24 protein-coding genes are annotated in these 24938 nt (G+C 60.8%); 10 read left to right on the top strand and 14 right to left on the bottom strand.

The features are described 5' to 3' along the window. Positions 1-41: 41 nt before the first annotated feature. From zitB to S7A_RS13480, 4 genes are all read right to left on the bottom strand, one after another. A complete protein-coding gene (zitB, locus tag S7A_RS13495; RefSeq protein WP_009091376.1) occupies positions 42-1025 on the bottom strand; it encodes a CDF family zinc transporter ZitB in 984 nt (327 codons plus the stop codon). After that, positions 1003-4080, bottom strand: a complete 3078-nt coding sequence (locus S7A_RS13490; protein WP_033736372.1) for an ATP-binding protein — start codon at positions 4078-4080, stop codon at positions 1003-1005. The genes zitB and S7A_RS13490 overlap by 23 nt, the downstream gene beginning before the upstream one ends. Next, on the bottom strand, positions 4062-4643 hold the full coding sequence (locus S7A_RS13485; RefSeq protein ID WP_009091372.1) for a response regulator transcription factor: 582 nt from the start codon (positions 4641-4643) through the stop codon (positions 4062-4064). The genes S7A_RS13490 and S7A_RS13485 overlap by 19 nt, the downstream gene beginning before the upstream one ends. Before the next feature lie 99 nt (positions 4644-4742). Beyond that, a complete protein-coding gene (locus S7A_RS13480) occupies positions 4743-5105 on the bottom strand; it encodes a YbgS-like family protein (RefSeq protein WP_033736370.1) in 363 nt (120 codons plus the stop codon). Positions 5106-5392: 287 nt separating this feature from the next. On the opposite strand from S7A_RS13480, the gene aroG reads away from it, so the two are divergent. Then, positions 5393-6445, top strand: a complete 1053-nt coding sequence (gene aroG / locus S7A_RS13475) for a 3-deoxy-7-phosphoheptulonate synthase AroG (RefSeq protein ID WP_009091369.1) — start codon at positions 5393-5395, stop codon at positions 6443-6445. Positions 6446-6796: 351 nt separating this feature from the next. On the opposite strand, the gene gpmA is transcribed toward aroG, so the two are convergent. The 6 genes from gpmA to modE all read right to left on the bottom strand — a co-directional run bounded on the left by gpmA (position 6797) and on the right by modE (position 13479). Beyond that, positions 6797-7549, bottom strand: a complete 753-nt coding sequence (gene gpmA / locus S7A_RS13470) for a 2,3-diphosphoglycerate-dependent phosphoglycerate mutase (RefSeq protein WP_009091367.1) — start codon at positions 7547-7549, stop codon at positions 6797-6799. 151 nt (positions 7550-7700) lie between these two features. Then, the gene (galM, locus tag S7A_RS13465; RefSeq protein WP_009091366.1) at positions 7701-8735 is read right to left on the bottom strand and encodes a galactose-1-epimerase; all 1035 of its coding nucleotides are present in this window, start codon (positions 8733-8735) and stop codon (positions 7701-7703) included. Beyond that, entirely contained in the window at positions 8729-9877 is a 1149-nt protein-coding gene (gene galK, locus S7A_RS13460) for a galactokinase (RefSeq protein WP_009091364.1), read from the bottom strand. The genes galM and galK overlap by 7 nt, the downstream gene beginning before the upstream one ends. Next, the gene (gene galT, locus S7A_RS13455; RefSeq protein ID WP_009091362.1) at positions 9874-10920 is read right to left on the bottom strand and encodes a galactose-1-phosphate uridylyltransferase; all 1047 of its coding nucleotides are present in this window, start codon (positions 10918-10920) and stop codon (positions 9874-9876) included. Before galT ends, galK begins: the two co-directional genes overlap by 4 nt. 234 nt (positions 10921-11154) lie before the next feature. Continuing rightward, positions 11155-12627, bottom strand: coding sequence for a molybdate ABC transporter ATP-binding protein ModF (gene modF / locus S7A_RS13450; protein ID WP_009091360.1), 1473 nt, complete (start codon positions 12625-12627; stop codon positions 11155-11157). A gap of 69 nt (positions 12628-12696) precedes the next feature. Further along, complete coding sequence (modE, locus tag S7A_RS13445; RefSeq protein WP_009091358.1) at positions 12697-13479, bottom strand: molybdenum-dependent transcriptional regulator; 783 nt, start codon at positions 13477-13479, stop codon at positions 12697-12699. A 140-nt stretch (positions 13480-13619) separates the two neighbouring features. Between modE and S7A_RS20880 the strand changes: the two genes are divergently transcribed. The 4 genes from S7A_RS20880 to modC all read left to right on the top strand — a co-directional run bounded on the left by S7A_RS20880 (position 13620) and on the right by modC (position 16439). Further along, complete coding sequence (locus tag S7A_RS20880) at positions 13620-13775, top strand: AcrZ family multidrug efflux pump-associated protein (RefSeq protein ID WP_009091356.1); 156 nt, start codon at positions 13620-13622, stop codon at positions 13773-13775. A gap of 146 nt (positions 13776-13921) precedes the next feature. After that, positions 13922-14695, top strand: a complete 774-nt coding sequence (modA, locus tag S7A_RS13435) for a molybdate ABC transporter substrate-binding protein (protein ID WP_009091354.1) — start codon at positions 13922-13924, stop codon at positions 14693-14695. Continuing rightward, the gene (gene modB, locus S7A_RS13430; RefSeq protein ID WP_009091352.1) at positions 14692-15381 is read left to right on the top strand and encodes a molybdate ABC transporter permease subunit; all 690 of its coding nucleotides are present in this window, start codon (positions 14692-14694) and stop codon (positions 15379-15381) included. Before modA ends, modB begins: the two co-directional genes overlap by 4 nt. Beyond that, a complete protein-coding gene (gene modC, locus S7A_RS13425) occupies positions 15381-16439 on the top strand; it encodes a molybdenum ABC transporter ATP-binding protein ModC (protein WP_009091349.1) in 1059 nt (352 codons plus the stop codon). Before modB ends, modC begins: the two co-directional genes overlap by 1 nt. Here the strand turns inward: modC and S7A_RS13420 are convergent, their stop codons facing one another. After that, on the bottom strand, positions 16440-17258 hold the full coding sequence (locus S7A_RS13420) for a pyridoxal phosphatase (RefSeq protein WP_009091348.1): 819 nt from the start codon (positions 17256-17258) through the stop codon (positions 16440-16442). Between the two features lie 155 nt (positions 17259-17413). Here S7A_RS13420 and pgl point away from each other — a divergent pair, with 155 nt between their 5' ends. Continuing rightward, positions 17414-18415, top strand: a complete 1002-nt coding sequence (pgl, locus tag S7A_RS13415; protein WP_009091346.1) for a 6-phosphogluconolactonase — start codon at positions 17414-17416, stop codon at positions 18413-18415. A gap of 136 nt (positions 18416-18551) precedes the next feature. Here pgl and S7A_RS13410 read toward each other — a convergent pair whose 3' ends face one another. Next, complete coding sequence (locus S7A_RS13410; protein ID WP_009091345.1) at positions 18552-19028, bottom strand: kinase inhibitor; 477 nt, start codon at positions 19026-19028, stop codon at positions 18552-18554. 74 nt (positions 19029-19102) lie between these two features. Further along, the gene (bioA, locus tag S7A_RS13405; RefSeq protein ID WP_009091344.1) at positions 19103-20407 is read right to left on the bottom strand and encodes an adenosylmethionine--8-amino-7-oxononanoate transaminase; all 1305 of its coding nucleotides are present in this window, start codon (positions 20405-20407) and stop codon (positions 19103-19105) included. 85 nt (positions 20408-20492) lie between these two features. Here bioA and bioB point away from each other — a divergent pair, with 85 nt between their 5' ends. Genes bioB through bioD form a run of 4 tightly spaced genes read left to right on the top strand, consistent with a single transcriptional unit; the run spans position 20493 to position 24082 of the window. Further along, a complete protein-coding gene (gene bioB / locus S7A_RS13400) occupies positions 20493-21524 on the top strand; it encodes a biotin synthase BioB (RefSeq protein ID WP_009091343.1) in 1032 nt (343 codons plus the stop codon). Further along, a complete protein-coding gene (gene bioF / locus S7A_RS13395; RefSeq protein ID WP_009091342.1) occupies positions 21524-22675 on the top strand; it encodes an 8-amino-7-oxononanoate synthase in 1152 nt (383 codons plus the stop codon). The genes bioB and bioF overlap by 1 nt, the downstream gene beginning before the upstream one ends. Continuing rightward, on the top strand, positions 22659-23414 hold the full coding sequence (gene bioC, locus S7A_RS13390) for a malonyl-ACP O-methyltransferase BioC (RefSeq protein WP_009091341.1): 756 nt from the start codon (positions 22659-22661) through the stop codon (positions 23412-23414). Before bioF ends, bioC begins: the two co-directional genes overlap by 17 nt. Further along, complete coding sequence (bioD, locus tag S7A_RS13385) at positions 23411-24082, top strand: dethiobiotin synthase (RefSeq protein WP_009091340.1); 672 nt, start codon at positions 23411-23413, stop codon at positions 24080-24082. Before bioC ends, bioD begins: the two co-directional genes overlap by 4 nt. A gap of 64 nt (positions 24083-24146) precedes the next feature. Here the strand turns inward: bioD and S7A_RS13380 are convergent, their stop codons facing one another. Then, on the bottom strand, positions 24147-24869 hold the full coding sequence (locus tag S7A_RS13380) for an ABC transporter ATP-binding protein (RefSeq protein ID WP_009091339.1): 723 nt from the start codon (positions 24867-24869) through the stop codon (positions 24147-24149). Positions 24870-24938 lie beyond the last annotated feature (69 nt).

Below are 24938 nucleotides of genomic sequence, written 5' to 3'. Positions count from 1 at the left end.
CGGTCACAGCGCGCGGTAACCGGGTTACCGCGCGCTGTCGTTTAGTGAGCGTGCTCGTCGCCTCTGGCGTGAGTATGGTCGTGGGAATGGGAATGGCTGTGACCGTGACCAGCCTCAGCCGCGCTGCTGAAGCTCAGCTCACACTCAGCACCGGCACAGGGCTGATACTCCATCTGCACGGTCGCATGGTCAATCTGATAGTGCTGGCGCAGATAGTCATGAATGCGGTGCAGCAGCGCATCGTGGTCATAGGGCGGGATCACCTGCACATGCAGCGTCAGCAGCGGCTTTTCACCCACCTGCCACAGATGCACATGGTGAACATTGCGCACTTCAGCGATGTTCAGGGTGAGGTCCCGCATCAGCCGGTTCACATCCAGGGAGTGGGGTGCCCCTTCAAGTAACTCCTGCAGGCTCTCACGCAGCAGCGCCCAGGCACTGCGCAGCACCAGCAGTGACACCAGCAGCGACAGAATCGGGTCGATCGGCGTCCAGCCGGTCAGCATAATGATGGCTGCTGCCACAATCGCCCCCACCGAACCGAGCAGGTCACCCATGACGTGCAGTGCCGCTGCCCGCACGTTGAGGTTCTTCTCTTCGCTGCCGTGGTGCAGCAGCCAGAATGAGAGCAGGTTGGCCAGCAGGCCGCCAATCGCGATGCCCAGCATCAGGCCGCCGGTCACCGGCTGCGGATCGCTGAAGCGACGCACCGCCTCCCAGACGATCAGCGCGGTAATACCCAGCAGGGCGATGGCATTGACAAAGGCCGCTACGGTGGTCAGGCGCAGCAGGCCAAAGGTATGACGCGCATTGGGTTTACGGCGCGAGAAGTGAACCGCCAGCAGCGCCATCAGCAGGGCGGCGGCATCGGTGAGCATATGTCCGGCATCCGCCAGCAGCGCCAGTGAACCTGAAAGCCAGCCGCCAATCACCTCGGCAACCATGAAGAGGACGGTCACGCCAAAGGCGGCCGCCAGACGCGTGCGATTACTATCCTGCCCGCTATGAGTGTGGGTATGTGCCATAAGATTCCAGTTTTTTCAGTAACCTGTTTGCTAATAATATCAGTAATTGCCACGTCTCAGACGTGTCCTGATGCTGTTTTGCCTGCTCTGCGAGTTGCTGACTCAGCTGTGCACCCTGCTCCAGCCCCACCAGCAACCAGCTGCCTTTCATCCGGTGTGCCGCGTCGGCAAACTGGTTCCAGTCCGCGCGTGCGCGCGCCTCACGCATCACGGTCAGATCCTGGGTCACCGTGCTGTGCAGCGTCTGACTCAGCCGGCTGAGAAATTTGTCATTCTGCTGTGCCAGCTGCCACAGGTTCTCATCCAGCGGTGCCAGCGGGTCGGGCTGCCACTCCGCCAGCAGTGCGCGGAGATCGGCCAGCTGCACCGGTTTAATCAGAACCCGCTCCTGCGCCTCAGCCGGTCGTGACAGCAGCTGGGCGTCTGCGGAGCAGAGCACCCGCATCGCCTGCCGTCCCCGCTGCCGGTCACGGCGTCGCAGCAGTCGCAGCAGCAGCGTGCCGTCAGGACGCGGCATCATCTGGTCGATAAACAGCAGGTCAAAAGGCTGCTGCGCATCGGCCTTCAGCAGCGCACGTCCCTCTTCGAAGATGTCGGCCTGAATGGCAAAGCGCGCCAGCTGCTGCTGCATCACCAGCAGATTGGCCGGATGGTCATCGACAATCGCCACCCGCAGATGGGGAAAGCCGGGCAGGCCAGACTCATCGGTGCTGCTGACCGGCTCCGCGATCTGCAGAGGCAGGGTCACCGTTACCTGCGTTCCCTGGCCGGGCTGCGAGGTGAGCCGGATATCGCCCCCCATCCGCAGCACCATCTCGCGGCAGATAAACAGGCCCAGACCGCTGCCCTGCACCGACACGGTTTTGCCCGACGGCGCCTGATACCAGGGATCAAACAGCTTCGGCTGCTCCTCAGGCGGAATACCGCTGCCGCTGTCAGTGACCGTCAGCACCAGCTGCTGCTGCTCTGCCGCCAGGGTGAGGCGGATGGTGCCGTGACGGGTAAATTTCAGCGCATTGGTCATCAGGTTATTGACCACCTGCTGCAGGCGATCGGCATCGATCATTACCGTGTCAGGCAGCGGCGTCTGTGCCGCGACGATCAGACGCGGGCCATCCGCCCGCATTAACGGATGATAAAAATGCTGCTGCTGTTCGAGCCACTGCGCCAGCGCCAGCGGGCGGGGCGCCAGGGTAAAACTGTTACTCTCGATACGTGCGTGATCCTGCAGGTCATTCAGCAGGGTCAGCAGGGAGTGTGCGCTGCTGTGCAGCAGGGTCAGGTTCTGGCTGTTGTGCTGCTGCTTCTCCAGCTCCAGCAGGCCGAGGATCGCCTGCATCGGTGTACGCAGCTCATGGCTGACGGTAGCCAGAAACTGGCTCTTCATGGCGTTGGCCCGCTCCGCCTGTTCGCGCTGCTGACGCTCGCGGCGCTGCTGCCAGTAACGGCGCGCCAGCAGCAGAAGCAGCAGTACAATGGCGGCCCCGGCTACCGCCAGCACCATCATCGGCAGCGTTCGCATCACCATCACGCTGCCGGGCTGCGGCGGTGTTGACCAGCTGTCGCGCATTTTGCCCTGAGTATCCGCCGGGATCTGCTGCAGCGCCCGATCCAGCAGGCTGCGCAGCAGGGGCTGATCGGGCGTGACACCCAGCGCGATCGGCCAGGCGATGTCGCTGGCGGCAAAGGCGAGGTGGATACGCGCATCATCACGGCTGACGATGCGCCAGCGGGCGGAGAGCACATTATCGACCAGCGCATCAATCTGCCCCTTTGCCAGCGCATCATAAAGGCTATTCCGGTCGGCAAATGGCACCGGATGCAGATCCTCCGGCAGCAGGCGCAACGCCAGGTCATCCTGCAATACGCCGATCCGCCTGCCGCGCAGATCCTGCCAGTGCGACAGCGGGGCAGAGTGAATGCTGTAGATCCCCCACAGCGCCCGCCACACCGGCAGTGAGGTGCTCTGCATCGCATCGCCATTAAGAGGCTGCATCAGTTGCAGCATCGCCTGCTGCTGCTGAATCAGCGCACTGGCCTGATGGGGATTGCTGACCCACACGGGTTCAAACTGCAGGCCCGTGCTCTGGGCGACCGCTTTCAGTAAATCCACGCCATAGCCTCTGGCGGTGCCGCTGGCGTCGCGATAGCTCCAGGGATAGTTGTCGGGCTCGGCGGTGTAGGTAATGCGAGGGTGGTCGGCAATCCACGCGCGTTCAGCGGGGCTGAGCATCAGGGTCTGCGTATCCTGATAGCGCGGCAGCGTGCTGCTCCAGCGCGCCTGCAGGCTGTTCATCAGTTCCGCTGGTAACTGACGCAGGCTCTGATTTATCCACTCAATCAGCGCGGGATCGCGGGAGAGCGCACGCAGGTTAAGCTGTCCCGCCTCAATATGTGAGGCGATCTGATAAATCTGCCCCTGCTGCAGCTGACTCAGCAGAAAACCGGCGCTGGTCTCGTCCGCCACCACATAGTCGTTCTGCTGATTGAGCAGGGTATAGAGCGCCTGCAGATCGCTGCTGTAGCGTCGCCAGTGGTGACGGGCCGCCAGGGCGGGTGGCAGCTGCGCCAGGGTGCTGTCGCTGATCGCAAGCTGCGCATTCTGGCTGTTGAACATCACGGCACGCTGGTTCTGCTGATTGCGATAGACCCGCAGCGGACTGCTGAACCAGCTTTCACTGCTCAGCGTGCCCTGAGGCAGCGGGGTGTTCCACATGCCCAGCGCAAAATCGATCTCTCCGCGGTTCAGGGCCTGCATCAGTTGCGGCGCGTCGCTGTAGAGGCGCAGGGTAAACTGCGCCCCGGTCAGCTGTCGCAGCGCAGCAAGATAGTCGGCATTGATGCCATACAGATCGTTGCCGATCCGCATCGTCCAGGGCGCGTGGTTCTCTTCCAGCAGTCCGACGCGCAGGCTCTTTCCCTGCATGGTTTCAGCATGCGTGACCGGCAGCATCATCGGCAGATTCAGGCTGCTGACCGGGCGCACCTCAGCCAGCGCGCTGCTGCACAGCCACAGCAGAATCAGCAGCGCATATCTCACTGCTGCGCCTTCCAGAGGTCAGCCAGTTCAACCACAGAGCGGGCACCGGTTTTTTCCAGAATGTTCTTTTTATGGGTGCTGACCGTTTTGTTGCTGATGTGCAGCTGGGCGGCGATCTGCAGGTTAGAGAGGCCGCTGGCGAGCAGCGCCAGAATCTGACGCTCTTTGTGCGTCAGCGGCAGCTCAGGCTCCTCTTCGGTTTCCGGAAACGCGGTCTGTCCGCCGAGCACGGCCAGAATGGCGCTGAGCAGCTGCGTCATGCGCTGGCTTTTCACCACATAACCGGACGCCCCTAATGCCTGAGCGCGCCGGATATAGTGACGGGTCTGCTGGGCCGAATAGATCAGCACCGGACAGTCGGGACGATGGATTTTCAGGCGGCGCAGGATCTCCAGCCCGTCGCTCTCCGGCAGCCCGATATCAAGCACGATAATGTCCAGCGGCTGCTGAAGAAAAGGACGGGCGGCGTGTTCACTGCTGGCAGAGAGGAGCTGAACCGGAATGGGCGACTGGCTGAGCGCGGCTTCAAGTGCCACTTCGACCAGCGGATGATCGTCAATCAAGAGCAAAACGGCCATGAACGGTTTCCCTGTAAATTTCACAGGATGAGCATAGCGGAAGAGTGGGGCAGAGGGGAGAAAAACCCGGAGAACGGAGGCTCTCCGGGTCAGACAGAATTACTGGGTCGTGCCGTCGGTTTTAGTATTAACGTCACCGCCGCCCACTTTCGTTTCAACTTTTTTGTTGATGTTCGGACATTTGCCATCTTTACACTGGCTGTTCTGGTCAATTTCGTTAGCAGACATATTTCCGCTGCTGGTGGTGCTGCCAGAAGTGGCCGGATTAGTATTGGTGCCGGTGTTATTAATTTTGCTGTTATCGACATTATTCGGTGGCAGGTTCTCTTTTGCGCCGGGTGCGACCGCACCTGCACTGGCTGCCTGGTTAGCTGTGCCGTTGTTGCTGCCTTCCGCCAGCGCCGCGCCACTGCCTAATGTCATTGCTGCTGTCAAAAAGAGTAAGGCAAACTTTTTCATCATTATACTCCCATTAATAAATGAAGACGTTTTAAGCCCAGAGGTGAAATTGGGGATAAAAAAGTCCCGGACGAAATAAAATTCGCCAATTGGCTTAAACAGGGTGATTTAATCATGTAAGCGGGACGTTCCTCAGTGCTTACCATTAAAAAGTCTAGTCGCTAACCTGATTAATGCAAATATGACCCGCACATTTAACCCGCAGCGGGAATTTACACCCCTGGCGCTTCGGGCTACATTGGGCAGGTTGTGTCCGGCGGGCGCCGGGCCAGAAATAATATGGAATCAGTATGAATTACCAGAACGATGACTTACGCATCAAAGAGATTAAAGAGCTGTTACCCCCGGTTGCGCTGCTCGAAAAATTCCCGGCGACCGATCGTGCTGCACAGACCGTTTCCCAGGCGCGTCAGGCGATTCATCAGATCCTGCAGGGCAAAGACGACCGCCTGCTGGTGGTGATTGGTCCCTGCTCAATCCACGATCCTGAGGCCGCCAAAGAGTATGCCGGCCGTCTGCTGGCGCTGCGGGATGAGCTGAAAGGCGAACTGGAAGTGGTCATGCGGGTCTATTTTGAAAAGCCGCGCACTACCGTGGGCTGGAAAGGGCTGATCAACGACCCCTACATGGATAACAGCTTCCAGCTCAATGATGGTCTGCGTCTGGCGCGTAAACTGCTGCTGGAGATCAATGACAGCGGTTTACCGGCGGCGGGCGAGTTTCTGGATATGATCACCCCGCAGTATGTGGCGGATTTGATGAGCTGGGGCGCGATTGGCGCACGCACCACCGAATCCCAGGTGCACCGTGAGCTGGCCTCCGGTCTCTCCTGTCCGGTCGGTTTCAAAAACGGCACCGATGGCACCATCAAGGTGGCCATCGATGCCATCAACGCTGCCGGTTCGCCGCACTGCTTCCTGTCAGTGACCAAATATGGCCACTCCGCGATTGTCGAAACCAGCGGCAATGGCGACTGTCACATTATTCTGCGCGGCGGCAAAGAGCCGAACTACAGTGCGAAGCATGTGGCTGAGGTCAAAGAGGGTCTGGCAAAAGCGGGTCTGCCACAGCAGGTTATGATCGATTTCAGCCATGCCAACAGCAGCAAGCAGTTCCAGCGTCAGATGGTCGTGGCGGACGATGTCGCGCAGCAGATCATCAACGGTGAACAGGCGATTGTCGGCGTGATGATCGAGAGTCATCTGGTAGAGGGCAATCAGAGCCTGGAGAGCGGTGAGCCGCTGGTCTATGGCAAGAGTGTCACTGATGCCTGCATCGGCTGGGATGATACCGACAAGGTGCTCCGTCAGCTGGCGGCAGCGGTTAAACAGCGCCGCGGTTGAGTGCTGGCGATCTGGCGTGACGACTGGCCGGATCTGTCTGAATGCGCAGTGGAGAGTGAGCCTGCTGAGGGAACACAGTCAGATCGGAAAGACGCAACAACCGCCATCCATGGCACGCTCTGCCCGCGCCATCCCTGGCGCGGGACGCTTTCCTCTTCTGACCATGTTCCCTGCACATTGGGCTGATTTATTGCTGCCATACTCAGACGGCTTTGACGATGTGATTCGTCCGGGACGAACGGACATTCAGGCTTTTACTCTGACAGTTAAAGATGACACACAGCATTGCCGGACGCAGCCCAATAAAAAAGGCCAGACTTCTGTCTGGCCTTTTTGCCTCTCAGCGAAAAATTACTTCGCTTTACCCTGATTCGCAACGGCTGCGGCTTTCGCGGCAATCTCGTCCTGGTCACCCAGGTAGTAGCGTTTCAGCGGTTTGAAGTTTTCATCGAACTCATACACCAGCGGCACGCCGGTTGGGATGTTCAGTTCGAGGATCTCATCTTCGCTCAGGTTATCCAGATATTTAACCAGTGCGCGCAGTGAGTTGCCGTGTGCGGCAATGATCACTTTCTCACCGCTTTTGATGCGCGGCAGAATGGTGTCGTTCCAGTAAGGGATCACGCGGTCGATGGTCAGAGCCAGGCTTTCAGTGGTTGGCAGCTGCTCCGGGGTCAGTTTCGCGTAACGGGGGTCATGGCCAGGGAAGCGCTCATCAGCACGATCCAGCTCAGGTGGGGTAACGGCAAAACCGCGACGCCACTGCTTAACCTGCTCATCGCCATATTTGGCCGCAGTTTCCGCTTTATCCAGGCCCTGCAGCGCACCGTAGTGACGCTCGTTCAGACGCCAGGTTTTCTCGACCGGCAGCCAGGCCTGATCCAGCTCATCCAGCACATTCCACAGCGTGTGAATCGCGCGCTTCAGTACAGAGGTGTAAGCGAAATCGAAAACAAAGCCCTCTTTTTTCAGCAGCTGACCCGCTGATTTGGCTTCGCCACGACCTTTCTCAGAAAGGTCAACATCATACCAACCGGTAAAGCGGTTTTCGTTGTTCCACTGGCTTTCGCCGTGTCGCACCAGAACCAGCTTAGTTACAGCCATAGCTTAACTCCTTAATACTGTGATGTTTCTGTGAGATTGGAAACCTGCTGCTGCCCGCCTGACACGCGAGCGGATTGCGCCATACCATAGCGGAAAAGCGGGCAGCGCGTAAGCCTGTGTGTGACGCACTGCGCGTTTTTCAGCCAGAAGATCAGCGTGGCGTGAAGCGATAGCGCGTCACCGATTCCCAGCGATCTCCCGGTTGCAGCCAGCAATCGGGCTGAGGCCACTCAGCATGATTGGGCGAATCCGGTAAAAATTCACTCTCCAGCGCAATGCCCTGAAATGCAGTATAGCTCTCCTGCTCGCGGGCACGGGTACCGGCCAGATAGTTGGCAGAGTAGAACTGCAGGGCCGGAGCGGAGGTGGTGACGCTGAGCTGCAGTCTGCCATCTTCTGACCAGAGTTCTGCGGCAGGCTGGCTGTCATCGCCTGCGCTGTTGAGCAGAAACGCGTGGTCATACCCCTTCACCGCCCGCTGGTCGTCCTCTGTCAGGAAATCCTGCGCGACCGTTTTCGCCTGCCGGAAATCAAAGCTGGTGCTGGCCACGGCTTTCAGCGGCGCATTGGGAATCCCTTCGCTGTCGACCGGCAGATAGTGATCTGCGTGCAGTTGTAAGCGATGCTGGCGGGCGTCGCCATGATGCGCATCAAGGTTAAAGTAAGCGTGGTTGGTCAGGTTGACAGGACAGGGCTGGTCGCAGCGTGCTTCATAGCGGATGCTCAGGCAGTTCTGATCGTCCAGATGATAGTGCAGGTCGGCAATCAGGTTACCGGGATAGCCCTGATCGCCATCCGGCGAATCCAGGCGGTAGTGCACGTCGCTGTCTGACTGGCTGACAATCTGCCAGCGACGTTTATCAAACCCTTCCGGACCGCCATGCAGCTGATGCGCGCCCTGGTTCGGCACCAGCTGACGGTTGAGTGTGGTCAGTTTTGCACCGGCGATGCGGTTAGCGTAACGGCCCACCGTGGCACCGAGATAAGCATCCTGGTGCAGATAGTCAGAGGGGGTGGCGCAGCCAAGCAGCGCTTCACGCACCGTGCCATCCTGCATCGGGACGCGGGCGGAGAGCCAGGTTGCGCCCCAGTCCATAAAGGTCGCCAGCATGCCGTTGGCATTGCGCAGCACCGTGATGCGCCACGGCTGACCGTCGGGCGCGTGAGAGTTGACGTCATTCAGCATTGACCGGCTCCTTCAGAGGCTTTGCAGACGTAGAAGGTCTCTTTGATGCCGGTCTGCGCTTCATACTGCTCCGTAACGGCGGCTTTCACCTGATCCACCCGATCCAGCGGCATCAGCGCAACGATACAGCCGCCGAAGCCGCCGCCGGTCATGCGAACACCCCCGTGCTCACCGATTTGCGCTTTTACGATCTCCACCAGCGTGTCGATCGGCGGCACGGTGATCTCAAAATCGTCACGCATGGAGGCGTGCGACTCGGCCATCAGCTGACCCATACGGGAGAGGTCACCCCGGCTCAGCGCATCGGCGGCTTCGAGCGTGCGGGCATTCTCGGTCAGAACGTGACGTACCCGCTTAGCCACCTGCGGGTCCAGCTTCGCCTCTGCCGCTTCAAACTCCGCCAGCTCAACATCACGCAGCGCTTTTTTGTTGAAGAAGCGCGCGCCCGCTTCACACTGCTCGCGACGGGTATTGTATTCGCTGCCGACCAGGGTGCGGCGGAAGTTGGAGTTGATGATCACCACGGCGATATCTGCCGGCATCGACACCGGACGGGTGCCCAGCGTGCGGCAGTCGAGCAGCATGGCGTGATCTTTCTGGCCCAGCGCGGAGATCAGCTGGTCCATGATGCCGCAATTACAGCCAACGAACTGGTTTTCTGCTTCCTGACCGTTAACCGCAATCGCCGCGCCATCCAGCGGCAGGTTATAGAGCTGCTGCACCACGGTGCCGACCGCCACTTCCAGTGAGGCAGAGGAGCTGAGGCCCGCGCCCTGCGGAACGTTGCCGCTGATCACCATGTCGATGCCACCGAAATCGGCATGACGCCGTTGCAGATGTTTCACTACGCCGCGCACATAGTTCGCCCACATCGGTTCCTGCACGCTGACGATCTCTTCATCGAGCGAAAAGGTGTCCTGTGCATTCTCATAATCCGCCGCGACCACGCGAATCTGTCGATCGTCACGACGGGCGCAGGCGATCACCGTCTGGTAGTCAATGGCGCAGGGCAGCACAAAGCCGTCGTTATAATCGGTGTGCTCACCAATCAGGTTGACGCGACCCGGTGCCTGAATGGTATGGGTGGCGGCGTAACCGAAGGTGTCTGAGAAAAGCTGCTGCGTGATGGTTTTTAAGCTCATTGTTGTGCCTCACGGAAGTGAACGTCGCTGACAGAACGCAGACGTTCCGCCGCCTGTTCCGCCGTTAAATCGCGTTGGGTTTCGGCCAGCATTTCATAGCCGACCATAAATTTCCGTACCGTTGCTGAACGCAGCAGCGGCGGATAGAAGTGGGCATGCAGCTGCCAGTGATCGTTGGCTTCGCCGTTAAACGGTGCACCATGCCAGCCCATAGAGTAGGGGAAGGAGCACTGGAACAGGTTATCGTAGCGGCTGGTCAGCTGTTTCAGCGCCAGCGCCAGATCGGTGCGCTGTGCTGCGCTGAGATCGGTCAGACGTCTGACGTGCGCCTTCGGCAGCAGCAGGGTTTCAAACGGCCAGGCGGCCCACCAGGGCACCACGGCCAGCCAGTGTTCGGTTTCCACGACGGTGCGGCTGCCATCCTGCTGTTCACGCGCCAGGTAATCGACCAGCATCGGTGAACCCTTTTTCGCGAAGTAGTCGCGCTGGTGGTCATCTTCACGCTGCGCTTCATTCGGCAGGAAGCTGTTGGCCCAGACCTGACCATGCGGATGCGGGTTGGAGCAGCCCATCGCCGCGCCCTTGTTCTCAAACACCTGCACCCAGGGATAGTGCTGACCCAGCTCAGCGGTCTGCTCCTGCCAGGTGCGCACCACCTCTTCCAGCGCGCTCAGCGACATCTCCGGCAGGGTTTTGCTGTGATCGGGCGAAAAGCAGATAACCCGGCTGGTGCCGCGTGCGCTTTCACAGCGCATCAGCAGATCGTCACTCTCAGGCGCGTCGGGGGTGTCGGTCATCAGCGCGGCAAAGTCATTGGTAAAGACGTAAGTGCCGGTATAGTCCGGGTTTTTGTCGCCGGTGATGCGGGTGTTTCCGGCACAGAGGAAGCAGTCCGGATCATGGGACGGCAGCGTGTTAACCGCCGGGGTCTCCTGCGCGCCCTGCCACGGCCGTTTGGCCCGATGAGGAGAGACTAAAATCCATTGATCAATCAGTGGATTGTAACGGCGATGCGGATGATCGACCGGGTTGAATTTGTCCATGTGAGGTCCTGGTAAGCGTCAAAAGCCAAAGAGGCATCGGTAAAAATTAGCACATCAGCGCGCCCGAAAGCGTGATCAAGTCTGGATAAATGGTATCGTTTACACAAGCTGAAAATTCTTATTTGGTGGCATTGCGTGCGGTGCAGGAGGGTGAAAGGTGAGAAGGAATGGTAACGCTTACACAGTAGGGCTGTAAAACACCGCTGTCGCGGCGTCAGGGCTGAGGAGAGAACGTTAGCGCAGCGTCTCCTGCTGATAGCGGTAGCCATCGTCCTGAGGAACAAAACTCAGGCGATGCGTGATGCAGGCCGGCGCATCTTCGGCGTGATGCGAAACAAACAGCAGCTGGGTACGTCCTTCGCCAATCAGGACATCGACAAAGCGCCGCACCAGCTGACGGTTAATCGGATCGAGTCCCTGCAGAGGCTCATCCAGAATCAGCAGCGTCGGGTGTTTAACCAGTGCGCGTGCGATCAGCACCAGCCGCTGCTGTCCCCACGACAGGGAGTGGAAGGGGGCATCAGCCAGACGGTTGTCCATGCCGAGCAGAGCCAGCCACTGCTGGGCCAGCGCTTTCTGCCGGTCAGACGCCGCCTGATAGAGACCAATAGAGTCGAAGAAACCCGACAGGATCACCGTGCGCACATTGGTGCTGACGCGATAATCCAGGTGCAGGCTGCTGCTGACATAGCCGATATGCTGCCGGATGTCCCAGAGGGTTTCACCACTGCCACGGCGACGGCCAAACAGGGTCAGGTCATTGCTGTAGCCCTGAGGATGATCGCCGGTCACCATACTGAGCAGGGTCGATTTACCGGCACCGTTCGGGCCGGTGATCTGCCAGTGTTCGCCTGGGTTGACCTGCCAGTTCAGCCCGCTGATGATGGGCCGATCGTGGTAAGAGACGGTGCCGTTGCGCAGGATGACGCGCGGCGCATCATCGGCCAGGGCGGGCAGGGCATCCGGCACATCCGCCTCCGGCAGCGCCATACCCAGCAGCTGTTCGCTGTGCGCCAGCTGCGCCACCAGCGCTTCCGTCAGAATCGTCTGGCGCGCGCCGCTGTGGGTCAGGTTACACTCCGCCAGCACGCCTACCTGCCCGATAAAATCGGGAATATCATCAAAGCGATTGAGCACCAGCACCAGGGTGAAGTCGGGCTGCTGCAGGCTGCGCAGGGTGTCGGTCAGGCTGGCGCGCGACGCCACATCCAGCCCGTCAAACGGCTCATCCAGAATCAGCAGGTCAGGCTGGCTCATCAGCGCCTGGCAGAGCAGCGTCTTGCGGGTTTCACCGGTAGAAAGATATTTAAAGCGACGTGAGAGTAGGGATTCAATGCCAAACTGGCGGGCAAGCTGTTCGCACCGTCCGGGGTGCTGCCCCTCCATCTGGATGACATCGGCCACCGTGAGCCCGGTATCCTCTTCGCCTTCGCTGAGCATATCGGTGTTGTTGCGTTCCCACTCCTGTGCCACCAGAGACTGCAACTGCTCCAGCGACAGCCTGACCGGTCGTCTGAACGTGCTGCTGACCGAACCGGAGAGCGGCGGCAGCTCCCCGGAGAGCGCGCGCGCCAGAGAGGATTTGCCGCTGCCGTTGGCGCCGACAAACGCCCAGCTCTCGCCGCGTTGCAGTTCCACCTGATTCAGGCGCAGTAACCGGGTATCGCTAAGACGAAACGTGCCTTGCGAAATATGCAATGAAGCCATAATTTGTTCCGTTTTTTGCATCGTGTTACTGCGTTGTAACCTCTGCCGGTAGTGATGTCAAATTCCCCGCTAGAGCAGGGTGGCGACGATAGCGTTCTCCGCATTAAAGCTGGCGGTCACTGCGTCGCCCGGCTGCAGCTTCAGCTGCTGCAGCCGCTCGCGGGTCAGGGTGGCGCACAGGGTTTCGCCGCTGGCGATCTGCAGCAGGACTTCACTTTTGCCGTCGCCCGGCTCAATGGCGCTGACGGTGGCCGCCAGCTGGTTGTCATCCCCGGTGGCATCCCGGCTGATATGAATCCAGGGGGCTTTGATCAGCACCAGCACCTCTTTACCCGCCGCCAGCTGAAGACGATCGGCGCTGCGCTGCGTCAGCGCCACATTAAGCTGCGTGACCCCATCGGCCAGCTGAATCAGCAGATGCTGCACCACCTGCTGCGCGTCATTGCTCATCACGGTGCCAAACAGCTGGTTTCGGGCGCTGGTCTGCAGGGAGAAGCGGGCGATCGCCGCCAGCATGCTGTCGAGCGGCAGGGCATCCTGCTGCAGGGCATCAAAGGCCTTCTGCTGGATCTGCTCCATCAGCTGAAACAGCTGGATCAGGCGTTCACCGTAGCGGGTCAGCGTCGCGCCGCCGCCACCTTTGCCGCCGGTGGCCCGCGCCACCAGCGTCTCATCCGCCAGCTGGTTCATCTCGTTAATCGCATCCCAGGCGCTTTTATAACTGATGCCCGCCAGCTTTGCTCCCTGACTGATTGAGCCGGTTTCCCGGACCCGTTTCAGCAGCTCGATACGACGAGGATCGGCAAACAGTTTCTGTTGTAAACGGATGTGAAGGGACAGTTCGGCTTCCATGACAGCTCCGGCAAAGGGTTAACGCGTGTGGAGGCCGATGATAGCGGCGTTTCGTGACCAAAGTAAAAGCACGAAAAGGGCTGCGCAAAATTTTCCTGACCCGTTACAATCACTTTTTTATTCTCAGAGTGAGACTCCCGATGCTGGAATTACTGAAAAGCCTCGCCGTAGCCGTCCTGATGGTGCCTGTGGTGATGGCGCTGATGCTGGGCATCATTTATGGCCTGGGTGAAGTGTTTAACGTCATCTCAAAATTTGGTCATCGCGAAAAATCCTCCGCCCGTTCGCACAACTGATTTCTGCCCCGCCCGCCTCTCTGCGCGGGCGCGGTCATTTTTATCCCGCCCCCCTTCATCCTTCTCTCTCTGCTGCCGATAATTTATCGGGATGCCGTGATAATGCGTTATATTATCCGCTACACAACGAATAGCCGGAGAAGATCATGTCACACCATTACACTCGCTGGGCCGTCGCGGCGCTGGTCACTTTTTCACTGGCCGGTCAGGCGGTTGCCGCCGATAATATTACCGTGTTTGCGGCGGCCTCACTGACCAATGCCCTGCAGGATATTGCCAGCCGTTATCAGCAGGAGAAGGGCGTGAACGTCGTCGCTTCGTTTGCCTCCTCTTCCACGCTGGCACGCCAGATTGAACAGGGGGCCCCTGCCGATCTCTTTATCTCTGCCGATCAGCAGTGGATGGACGATGCGGTCGCTAAAAACAGCATGATGAAGAGCAGCCGTTATACGCTGCTGGGCAACGATCTGGTGTTAATCGCCCCGCGCAGCGCCGCGGCAAAAGCGGTTACGCTGGACAAGCAGACGGACTGGAAAAGCCTGCTGCACGGTGAACGTCTGGCGGTCGGCGACCCGGATCATGTGCCGGCGGGACTCTACGCCAAAGAGGCGCTGCAGAACCTGGGGGCCTGGCCGCAGGTCGCGCCGGTATTAGCCCCGGCTAACAACGTGCGGGCGGCGCTGGCGCTGGTCGAGCGCAACGAAACGCCGTATGGCATAGTGTATGGCTCCGATGCCGTGGCCAGCGAAAAAGTGCAGGTCGTGGGGCATTTCCCGGCCAGCAGCCACAAACCGGTGGAATATCCCATGGCGATCGTTAACGATCACAACCGCGCCGCCGTTAAGGCGTTTTATGACTACCTGAAAGGGCCGGAAGCGGCGGCTATCTTCAGACACTACGGATTCACACCGACGAAATGATACTCAGCGATCCCGAATGGCAGGCGGTACTGCTCAGCCTCAAAGTCTCTGGCATTGCCGTGCTCGGCAGCCTGCCGTTTGGCATCCTGATGGCCTGGGTTCTGGTGCGCTGCCGTTTTCCCGGCAAAGCGCTGCTCGACAGCCTGATCCATCTGCCGCTGGTGCTGCCGCCGGTGGTGGTGGGCTATCTGCTGCTGATAAGCCTGGGCCGGCGCGGCATCATCGGTGAAAAGCTCTATGACTGGTTCGGTTTCAGCTTCGCCTTCAGCTGGCGGGGGGCCGCACTGGCCTCCGCGGTGATCGCTTTTCCGCTGATGGTGCGCGCCATCCGGCTGGCGCTGGAGGCGGTCGACAGCCGGCTGGAGCAGGCGGCGCGCACGCTGGGGGCCGGACGCTGGCGGGTGTTCTTCACCATTACGCTGCCGCTGACCCTGCCAGGCGTGATCGTCGGGACGGTGCTCGCCTTTGCCCGCTCGCTGGGTGAGTTTGGCGCGACCATCACCTTTGTCTCCAATATACCGGGCGAGACCCGCACCCTGCCGCTGGCGATGTTTACCCTGATCGAGACGCCGGGTGCAGAAGGGGCGGCGGCGCGCCTCTGCGTGATCGCCATTGTACTGGCGCTGGCGTCGCTGCTGGCGTCGGAATGGCTGGCCCGTGCCGGTCGTAAGCGGATGGGAAGCTGATGCTGTCACTCAATTTTATGCAGCAGCAGGGCGATCATCACTTAGAGGTCGACCTGCAGATCCCGGCCAGCGGGATCACGGCCATCTTCGGCGTCTCCGGGGCCGGTAAAACCTCGCTGATCAACGCGATCAGCGGCCTGACTCAGCCCCAGCGAGGACGGATAGCGCTGAATGACCGGCTGCTGTTCGATGCGGATCAGGGGATATCGCTGCCGCCGGAAAAGCGGCGTATCGGCTATGTCTTTCAGGATGCCCGGCTCTTTCCCCACTACCGGGTGCGCGGCAACCTGCAATATGGCATGGCGCCCGCGATGAAAGCGCAGTTCGACACCCTGGTGTCACTGCTGGGGCTGGAGGCGCTGCTGCCACGCTTTCCGCTGTCGCTGTCGGGCGGCGAGAAGCAGCGGGTCGCCATTGGCCGTGCGCTGCTGACCGCACCGGATATGCTGCTGCTGGATGAGCCGCTGGCGTCACTGGATCTGCCGCGCAAACGCGAACTGATGCCTTATCTGCAAAAGCTGGCGAAGCAGGTCGATATTCCGATGCTCTACGTTTCGCACAGCCTGGAGGAGATCCTGCAGCTGGCCGATAACGTGCTGGTGCTGGATGCGGGGCGGGTTAAAGCCTTCGGACCGCTGGAGCGGGTCTGGAGCAGCAGCGCGATGCGCCCCTGGCTGCCGATGAGTGAACTGACCAGCGTGCTGCGGGTGCAGGTCCTGGAGCAGCATCCCGACTACCCGATGACCGCGCTGTCGCTGGGCGATCAGCATATCTGGGTCAGCCGGGTGAATCAGCCGGTGAAGACCCCGCTGCGCATTCGCATCGCCTCGGCCGACGTTTCGCTGGCGCTGCAGCCACCCCAGCACAGCTCCATCCGCAACATTCTGCCCGCGCAGGTGGTGGAGCTGGTGGAGGTCGGCGATCAGGTTGAGGTGAAGCTGCGCATCGGCATCAGCGAACTCTGGGCACGCATCACGCCGTGGGCGCGGGATGAGCTGGGCATCCGGCCCGATCAGTGGCTCTATGCCCAGATTAAAAGCGTCTCGGTGACGCCCTGATTACAACACGTACTGATGGAGGGTATCGGCAATGGCGGTTTCAAGGTTGGTGCCGATCACCTTCTTCGCCCGTGCTTTAATCGCCTCGTCGGCGTTGCCCATCGCCACCCCCAGTCCGGCCGTTTCCAGCATGCTGAGATCGTTGTAGTTGTCACCGAAGGCGATCACATCCGACATGCTCAGGCCCTGTGATTCAACCCACTGCGCCAGTCGTTTGCCTTTGCTGTTGCCGCCGCGGGCGATATCCACCTGATCGTGCCACGACCATTCGCAGGCCAGCCCCAGTTCCGTTTCCACCTGGCTGGCGAACTGCTGCAGTTCCGGAATGTTGGTATGCGACAGCGCAAACTTCCAGATCGAACCGGCGTCGCGCGCCGCCTGAGCGAGGTCAGGCACCTGACGAAACAGCGGGCGCTGGTGGGCAGGGAGGGATTCGGTCCACTTCAGGGTGCGCGTCACGTGTCCGGTTGCGGTCTGATAGAGCATCGCATCATCCACATAGAGCAGGCCGTGAATCCGCTGCGCGTTCAGCCTGTCGATCACCTCAAGGGCGAGTTGCGGATCGAGCGGGTCGGACGCCAGCACCTTTTTCGCCTGGTAATCGTACAGATAGGTGCCATTGCAGCAGATCGCAGGTGTCTCCAGCTGTAACGCCTGATAAAAAGGATGGATGGCGCAGTGATGGCGTCCGGTCACGATAACGACGTGAATACCCGCCTGACGTGCCTGGTTCAGCGCCTCGATGGACTGCGGCAGAATCGTTTTGGCGGGGGTCAGCAGTGTGCCGTCGAGGTCGAGGGCAATTACACGGTAGCTCATTAATCCTTCCATTCATCCGGGTTTGCGAGGGCTAAAGTCTACACCTGACCGCGGCCCGGAGACAAAAAACAGGGCACAAATGATTCCAGCGTCCGGCAATAAAACGCGCTACAGTGATTGACAGTTCATGATCAGGCAGCAAAAAAGGAGAATGCATGAAACAAGTTGTCTACACCGCCAGTCCCGAGAGCCAGCAGATCCACGTCTGGCAGATGAATGATGAGGGTGGGCTGACGTTGCTTCAGGTGACCGATGTCGCCGGCCAGGTTCAGCCGATGGTGGTGAGTCCGAAGCGCGATTTTCTCTATGTCGGTGTTCGTCCCAATTTTCGCGTGCTGGCATTCCGTATTGCCGCAGACGGCACGCTGACGGAAGCGGGCCAGGCTCCGCTGCCCGGCAGTCCGACCCACATCTCCACCGATCATCAGGGGAAATTCCTCTTCTGTGGCTCCTACAACGATGCCTGCGTCAGCGTCAGCCCGATTGGTGAGGATGGGATTCCGCAGGCGCCGCTGCAGGTGATTAACGGACTGGAGGGCTGTCACTCCGCCAACATCGACAATGACAATAAGACGCTCTACGTGCCGGCCCTGAAGCAGGATCGCATCTGTCTGTTTGCGCTGGGCGCAGACGGTCAGCTGACGCCGCGTGAGCAGGCGCAGGTGACGACGGTCGAGGGTGCCGGTCCGCGTCACATGCAGTTCCATCCGGGCGGGCAGTACGCCTACTGCGTGAACGAACTCGACAGCACGGTTGAGGTCTGGGCGTTAAATCAGGGCGGGGGAGAGGCCGAGAGCGTGCAGACGCTGGACATGATGCCGCCGGACTTCAGTGGCACGCGCTGGGCAGCCGATATTCATCTGACGCCGGATGGCCGTTTCCTCTATGCCTGCGATCGCACCAGCAGCACGCTGGCGATCTTCAGCGTCAGCGAACTGGGTGATGAGCTGACGCTGGAAGGGTTCCAGCCGACCGAAACGCAGCCGCGCGGCTTTAATATCGACCACAGCGGACGCTATCTGGTGGCGGCAGGGCAGAAGTCGCATCACATTGAAGTCTATGCCATTAATGAACCGAAAGGGTTGTTAAAGCCGCTGGGGCGTTATGCCGTGGGCCAGGGTCCGATGTGGGTCGTGATCCATCCGCTGCAGGCGTAACTCCTCCTGAAAAACGCCTCTCCTGAGCAGGAGAGGCATTCAGAGGGCGGAAAAACGCAAATCCGGGTGCCTCTGACCGCAATGAATCCGCTCAGAGCATGCAGGGAACACGGTCAGAAGAGGGAAGCGTTCTCTGTTACTGATAGTTCGCGGTCAGCGAGGCGCTCGCCAGGGCGTGGAAATGCACATTAAAGCCGACCATCGCGCCACTGGCACCTTCATCCACTTCAATCGTCTCCACATCCAGCGCATGCACGGTGAAAATGTAGCGATGGGTTTCGCCCTGCGGCGGTGCTGCGCCACCGTAACCCGCCTGACCGAAATCGGTTCGGGTCTGCACGGCGCCTGCAGGCAGCTCCGCTTTACCGGAACCGGCACCCTGTGGCAGGGAGGTGGTGCTGGCCGGGATATTCGCCACGACCCAGTGCCACCAGCCGGACCCGGTCGGGGCATCCGGATCGTAGCAGGTCACAACAAAACTTTTCGTGCCCGCCGGTGCCGCTTCCCAGGCCAGATGCGGAGAGATATTCTCGCCGTGATAACCCATGCCGTTGAAAACATGCTTCTCAGGCATCTTCTCGCCGTCATTAAAATCCTGACTAAAAACGCGCATCACATCTCCTTAACTGTCGATGAATAGCCTTTCATCATAACCAAAAGCGCAGCCAGTGCCAGCGGTCAGCCTGCTCAGGAGACAAAATGGTGCGGATGATCCAGCGCGCCGGCAATCGCAGCGGTCAGCCGGCTTAACGCCGGTGGCGTGATGATGTAGGGCGGCATCAGGTAGATTAAGCGGCCAAACGGGCGGATCCAGACCCCCTGTTCCACAAAGAACTGCTGCAGCGCCGCCATGTTGACCGCCTGATGCGTTTCCACCACGCCAATCGCGCCCAGCACGCGCACGTCGGCCACCTGCGGCGAGTGGCGCAGCGGCAGCAGTTCAGCCCGCAGCTGCCGTTCGATGTTTGCCACCTGGCATTGCCACTCTCCTTCCGCCAGCATCTTCAGGCTCTCCGACGCGACCGCGCAGGCCAGCGGATTGCCCATGAAGGTCGGGCCATGCATGAAACAGCCTGCCGCACTGCGGCTGATGGTGTCCGCCACCTCGCGGGTGGTCAGGGTGGCCGCCAGGGTCATCATGCCGCCGGTAAGCGCCTTGCCGACGCAGAGAATATCCGGGGTGATGCCCGCGTGCTCGCAGGCAAAGAGCTTGCCGGTGCGGCCGAATCCGGTGGCGATCTCATCGGCAATCAGCAGCACGCCATAGTGGTCGCACGTCTCCCGCACCTGCTGCAGGTAGCGCGGATGATAAAAACGCATGCCGCCAGCGCCCTGCACAATCGGCTCCAGAATCACCGCCGCCAGCTGCTGATGGTGTGTCTCAATCAGCCGGGCAAAATCCTCAAAGTCCTGGCTCTGCCACGCATCGTCAAAGCCGCAGGCCGGTGCCGCTGCAAAGCGATGTTCCGGCAGATAGCCGCGCCACAGGCTGTGCATGGAGTTCTCAGGATCGCACACCGACATCGCTGCAAAGGTATCGCCGTGATAGCCGCGCTTCAGCGTCAGAAAGGTCTGGCGCGTCTCACCGCGGCCCAGCCAGTATTGCAGCGCCATCTTCATCGACACTTCCACCGCCACCGAACCGGAGTCCGCCAGGAAGACGCACTCCAGCGCCTCAGGCGTCATCGCCACCAGCTGGCGGCAGAGCGCCACCGCTGCCGGGTGGGTGATGCCACCAAACATGACGTGGGACATCTGTGCAACCTGCGCGGTCAGCGCCTGGTTCAGACGCGGATGGTTGTAGCCATGGATCGCGGCCCACCAGGAGGACATGCCATCCACCAGCTCACGGCCATCGGCGAGTTGCAGCGTAACCCCGCGGGCGGCCACCACGGGGTAGCAGGGCAGGGGATCCTGCATGGAGGTGTAGGGGTGCCAGATATGCTGGCGGTCAAAACGGGCATCTTCAGAGGTAAACGCGGAGAGGGTCATCGGAGTTGTAAACCAAAATAAAAAAATATAGTTTACAAGTATACCCCTGCTTTCTGTCGGGATGACACCCTTTTTGGAGTAAGTAATGGCTCAACGCTGGACAATTGCACAGGCGCAAGCGCTGTTTGATGAACCCTTTCTTGAACTGATGTTTAAAGCGCAGCAGGTGCACCGTCAGCACTTCGACCCGCGTCAGGTGCAGGTCAGTACCCTGCTGTCGATCAAAACCGGTGCCTGCCCGGAGGATTGTAAATATTGCCCGCAGAGTGCGCGCTACAAGACCGGTCTGGAGTCGGAACGCCTGATGGAAGTGGAAGAGGTGCTGACCTCCGCCCGTCAGGCCAAAGCCGCGGGTTCGACCCGCTTCTGCATGGGTGCCGCGTGGAAAAATCCGCACGAGCGCGATATGCCCTATCTGGAAAAGATGGTTGAAGGCGTCAAGGCGATGGGAATGGAAACCTGCATGACGCTGGGCACCCTCAGCGAGCAGCAGGCGCAGCGACTGGCGGGCGCGGGTCTCGATTTCTACAACCACAACCTCGACACCTCTCCGGAGTTTTACGGCTCCATCATCACCACCCGCAGTTATCAGGAGCGCCTGGATACGCTGGGCAAAGTGCGCGACGCCGGGATCAAAGTCTGTTCAGGCGGGATCGTCGGCCTCGGGGAAACCGTGAACGATCGCGCCGGTCTGCTGGTGCAGTTAGCCAATCTGCCGACGCCACCCGAGAGCGTGCCGATCAACATGCTGGTGAAGGTGAAAGGCACACCGCTGGCGGATAACGACGATGTGGAACCGTTCGATTTTATCCGCACCATCGCGGTGGCGCGCATCATGATGCCGACCTCCCATGTGCGTCTCTCAGCAGGCCGGGAGCAGATGAACGAACAGACCCAGGCGATGTGCTTTATGGCCGGGGCGAACTCCATTTTCTACGGCTGCAAACTGCTGACCACGCCAAACCCGGAAGAGGATACCGATCGGGTGCTGTTCCGCAAACTGGGGCTGAACCCGGAGCATACGCACACGCAGCACGGCGATCAGCAGCAGGAAGAGCATCTCAGCGAGCAGCTGTTCCATGCGGACACGGAACAGTTCTACAACGCGGCGCTGTAATGAGCTGGCAGCAACGATTCCGGCAGGCGCTGGATCAGCGTCGTGCGGCCGATGGCTGGCGGCAGCGACGGATTGTCGACGAACAGACGACCCGCACGCTGCACAGCGGCGGTCGCTGCTATCACCACTTCTCCAGCAATGATTATCTCGGCCTGACCCGCCATCCGGCGGTGATCGCGGCCTGGCAGCAGGGTGCGGCGCTGACCGGCGCGGGCGCGGGGGCCTCAGGACACGTAACCGGCTATCACCGGCAGCATGCCGATCTGGAGGCGCAGCTGGCCGACTGGCTCGGCTATGACCGTGCGCTGCTCTTTATCTCCGGTTTCGCGGCCAACCAGGCGGTGATCCATCTGTTGGGTGAGAAAAACGATCGCATCCTGGCTGATAAACTCAGCCACGCCTCACTGCTCGACGCGGCCAGCCACAGCCCGGCGCAGCTGCGCCGGTTCAGCCACAACGCGCCGGAGAGTCTGGCGGCGCGGCTCGCCTCACCCTGTGAGGGGGAGACGCTGGTGGTGACGGAGGGGATCTTCAGCATGGATGGCGACAGCGCGCCGCTGGCCGCACTGGCGCAGCAGACGCGTCAGGCCGGAGGCTGGCTGCTGGTGGATGATGCGCACGGCATTGGCGTGGTGGGTGAGCAGGGGCGCGGCAGCTGCTGGCAGCAGGGCGTCCGGCCGGAACTGCAGGTGATCACCTTCGGCAAAGCCTTTGGCGTCAGCGGCGCGGCCCTGCTGTGCGATGCCGACACCGCCGACTACTTTCTGCAGTTCAGCCGTCATCTGATCTACTCCACCGCTATGCCCGCCGCCCAGGCTTTTGCGCTGCAGGCGGCGCTGCATGAAGTTCAGCAGGGCGAGGCGCTGCGCCAGCGCCTGCAGCAGAATATCCGCCATTTCCGGCGCGGCGCGGCGTCGCTGCCGTGGCAGCTGATGGATTCAGAGAGTGCGATTCAGCCCCTGCTGGTGGGTGAAAACAGCGAGGCGGTGGCGCTCTCTGCGCGGCTGGCTGAGGCGGGCTGCTGGGTGAGCGCTATCCGGCCGCCTACCGTGCCACCGGGTACCGCCCGGCTGCGCATCACCCTGACGGCGGCACATCGCCCTGAGGATATCGATCGGCTACTGGAGGCGCTGCATGACGCTGCAGGTTGACAAACAGGCGGTCGCTCGCGCTTTTGGCCGGGCGGCGAGCCACTACGATGCGCATGCCGCCCTGCAGCGTCTGAGCGGCGATGCCCTGCTGGCACACGCCCCGGTCGACAGTGGTCTGCACCTGCTGGATGCCGGTTGTGGCACCGGCTGGTACAGCCGGCTCTGGCGCGCGCGCGGCAAACAGGTTACGGCGCTGGATCTCTCCCCGCAGATGCTGCAACAGGCACGCCGCAACGACGCGGCGCAGCACTATCTGGCGGGGGATATTGATGCGCTGCCGCTGGCGGACAACAGCTTTGACCTGGTCTGGAGCAACCTGGCGGTGCAGTGGAGTGACGATCTGCCGCAGGCGCTGGCCCAGTTCCGGCGGGTGCTGCGGCCCGGCGGCACGCTGCTCTTTTCCACCCTGGGGGACGATTCGCTGCAGGAGGTGCATGAAGCCTGGTCACATCTGGACGCACTGCCGCATGCCAATCGCTTTCTCAGCGAGGCGCAGATTGCCGCCGCCTGCCATGCCTGGCCGCTGCGCTGCACCTCGGAGCGGGTGACGATCCATTTTCCCGATGCGCTCAGCGCCATGCGCTCACTGAAGGGCATTGGCGCGACCCATCTGCATCAGGGGCGTGACGGCCAGGTGTTAACCCGGCAACGCCTCAGCCGGTTAGAGGCGCACTGGCCGCGCGACCGGCACGGCTACCGCCTGAGTTATCATTTAATTTATGGAGTAAGTGCATCATGAAACGCCTGTTTATCACCGGCACCGACACCGAAGTCGGCAAAACGGTCGCCAGCGGCGCGCTGTTGCAGGCCGCCGCCGCCGCAGGCTTCCGCTGTGCGGGCTATAAGCCGGTGGCGTCGGGTTGTGAGATGACGCCGGAGGGGATCCGCAACAGCGATGCGCTGGCCCTGCAGCGTTACAGCAGCGTCGCGTTAACGTACCAGCAGGTCAATCCGCTGGCCTTTATGGAACCGACATCGCCGCACATCGTCAGCGCGGAAGAGGGCAGGCCGATTACCCATCTGGCGCTGTCGGCCGGTCTGGCGGCACTGGAGCCGCTGGCGGACTGGATTCTGGTCGAGGGGGCCGGGGGCTGGTACACCCCGCTGTCGGAGACGCATACCTATGCGGACTGGGTGGTCAGCGAACAGCTGCCGGTGATTCTGGTGGTGGGGATTAAGCTGGGCTGCATCAACCATGCGCTGCTCACCGCAGAGGCGGTACGGGCGCGCGGACTGCCCCTGGCAGGCTGGATCGCGAATACCATCGAGCCACCGGGCAAACGCTATCAGCACTATCTCACCAGCCTGAAACAGCGCCTGCCGGCCCCCTGTCTGGGCACGATCCCCTATCTCACGGATGAGGCGCAGCAGGCTGCCTGTGGACACTACCTGACGCTGCCTGAATAAGCGGACCCGGCCCGGCCGTCACTGCGGCCAGCGGCGGCTCTGCCCGCCGCAACCGGTTTTGCCCTCAGGCCACCGTCAGCCATTTATCGACGGTGTAGTCGTCAAGCTGCGCCATGCTGCCGTGCGCCACATTGCGACCGCGGTGCAGCAGCAGAAAGTAGTCTGCCACGCGGCGGATTAGCGACAGGCGCTGCTCCAGCAGGAGAATGGTCAGCCCGTAGTCGAGGTTAAGCCGCCGGATCAGATTGCCCATCTCCTCCTCCAGCCACGGCGACATGCCGTCGGTGGGTTCATCGAGAATCAGCAGTTTAGGTTGCAGCACCAGCGCACGCGCCAGGGCCAGCTGTTGCTGCTGATCGACAGGCAGATCGCCGCTGCGCTGCTGGCGCAGCGAATAGAGTGCCGGAAAGAGATCGAACACCATTTCAGGAATGGCGCGATGGCGATCGTGCTGACTGGCACCCGCCAGCAGGGCGATCAGCAGGTTATCTTCCACGCTCATCTGGGTAAAAATATGGCGGCCCTGCGGCACGTAGCCGATCCCCATCTGTGCCCGCTGTTCAGCCGGTTGCAGCAGCAGATCTTCCGGCGGGGAGCCATCTTCCTTCCAGGAGATAGAGCCGCTGTTGATAGGCAGTCTGCCCATGATGCAGTTCACCAGCGTGGTTTTGCCCATGCCAGGCCGGCCCAGAACGCCGGTGCAGGTGCCAGGCGCCAGATCGAGGTCCACATCCCAGAGAATGTGGTTCTGACCATAAAATTGATTCACCGAACGTAAACTCAGCATCTGACACTCTCCTTCCCGATCATTAGCCTGAATGCTTCCGCTCTCTGTCGTCTGGCAAACAAGTCATCA

The organism is Pantoea sp. Sc1, assembly GCF_000255315.1.
GTDB lineage: Bacteria > Pseudomonadota > Gammaproteobacteria > Enterobacterales > Enterobacteriaceae > Pantoea > Pantoea anthophila.
This window is presented reverse-complemented; position numbering and strand designations above follow the sequence as displayed.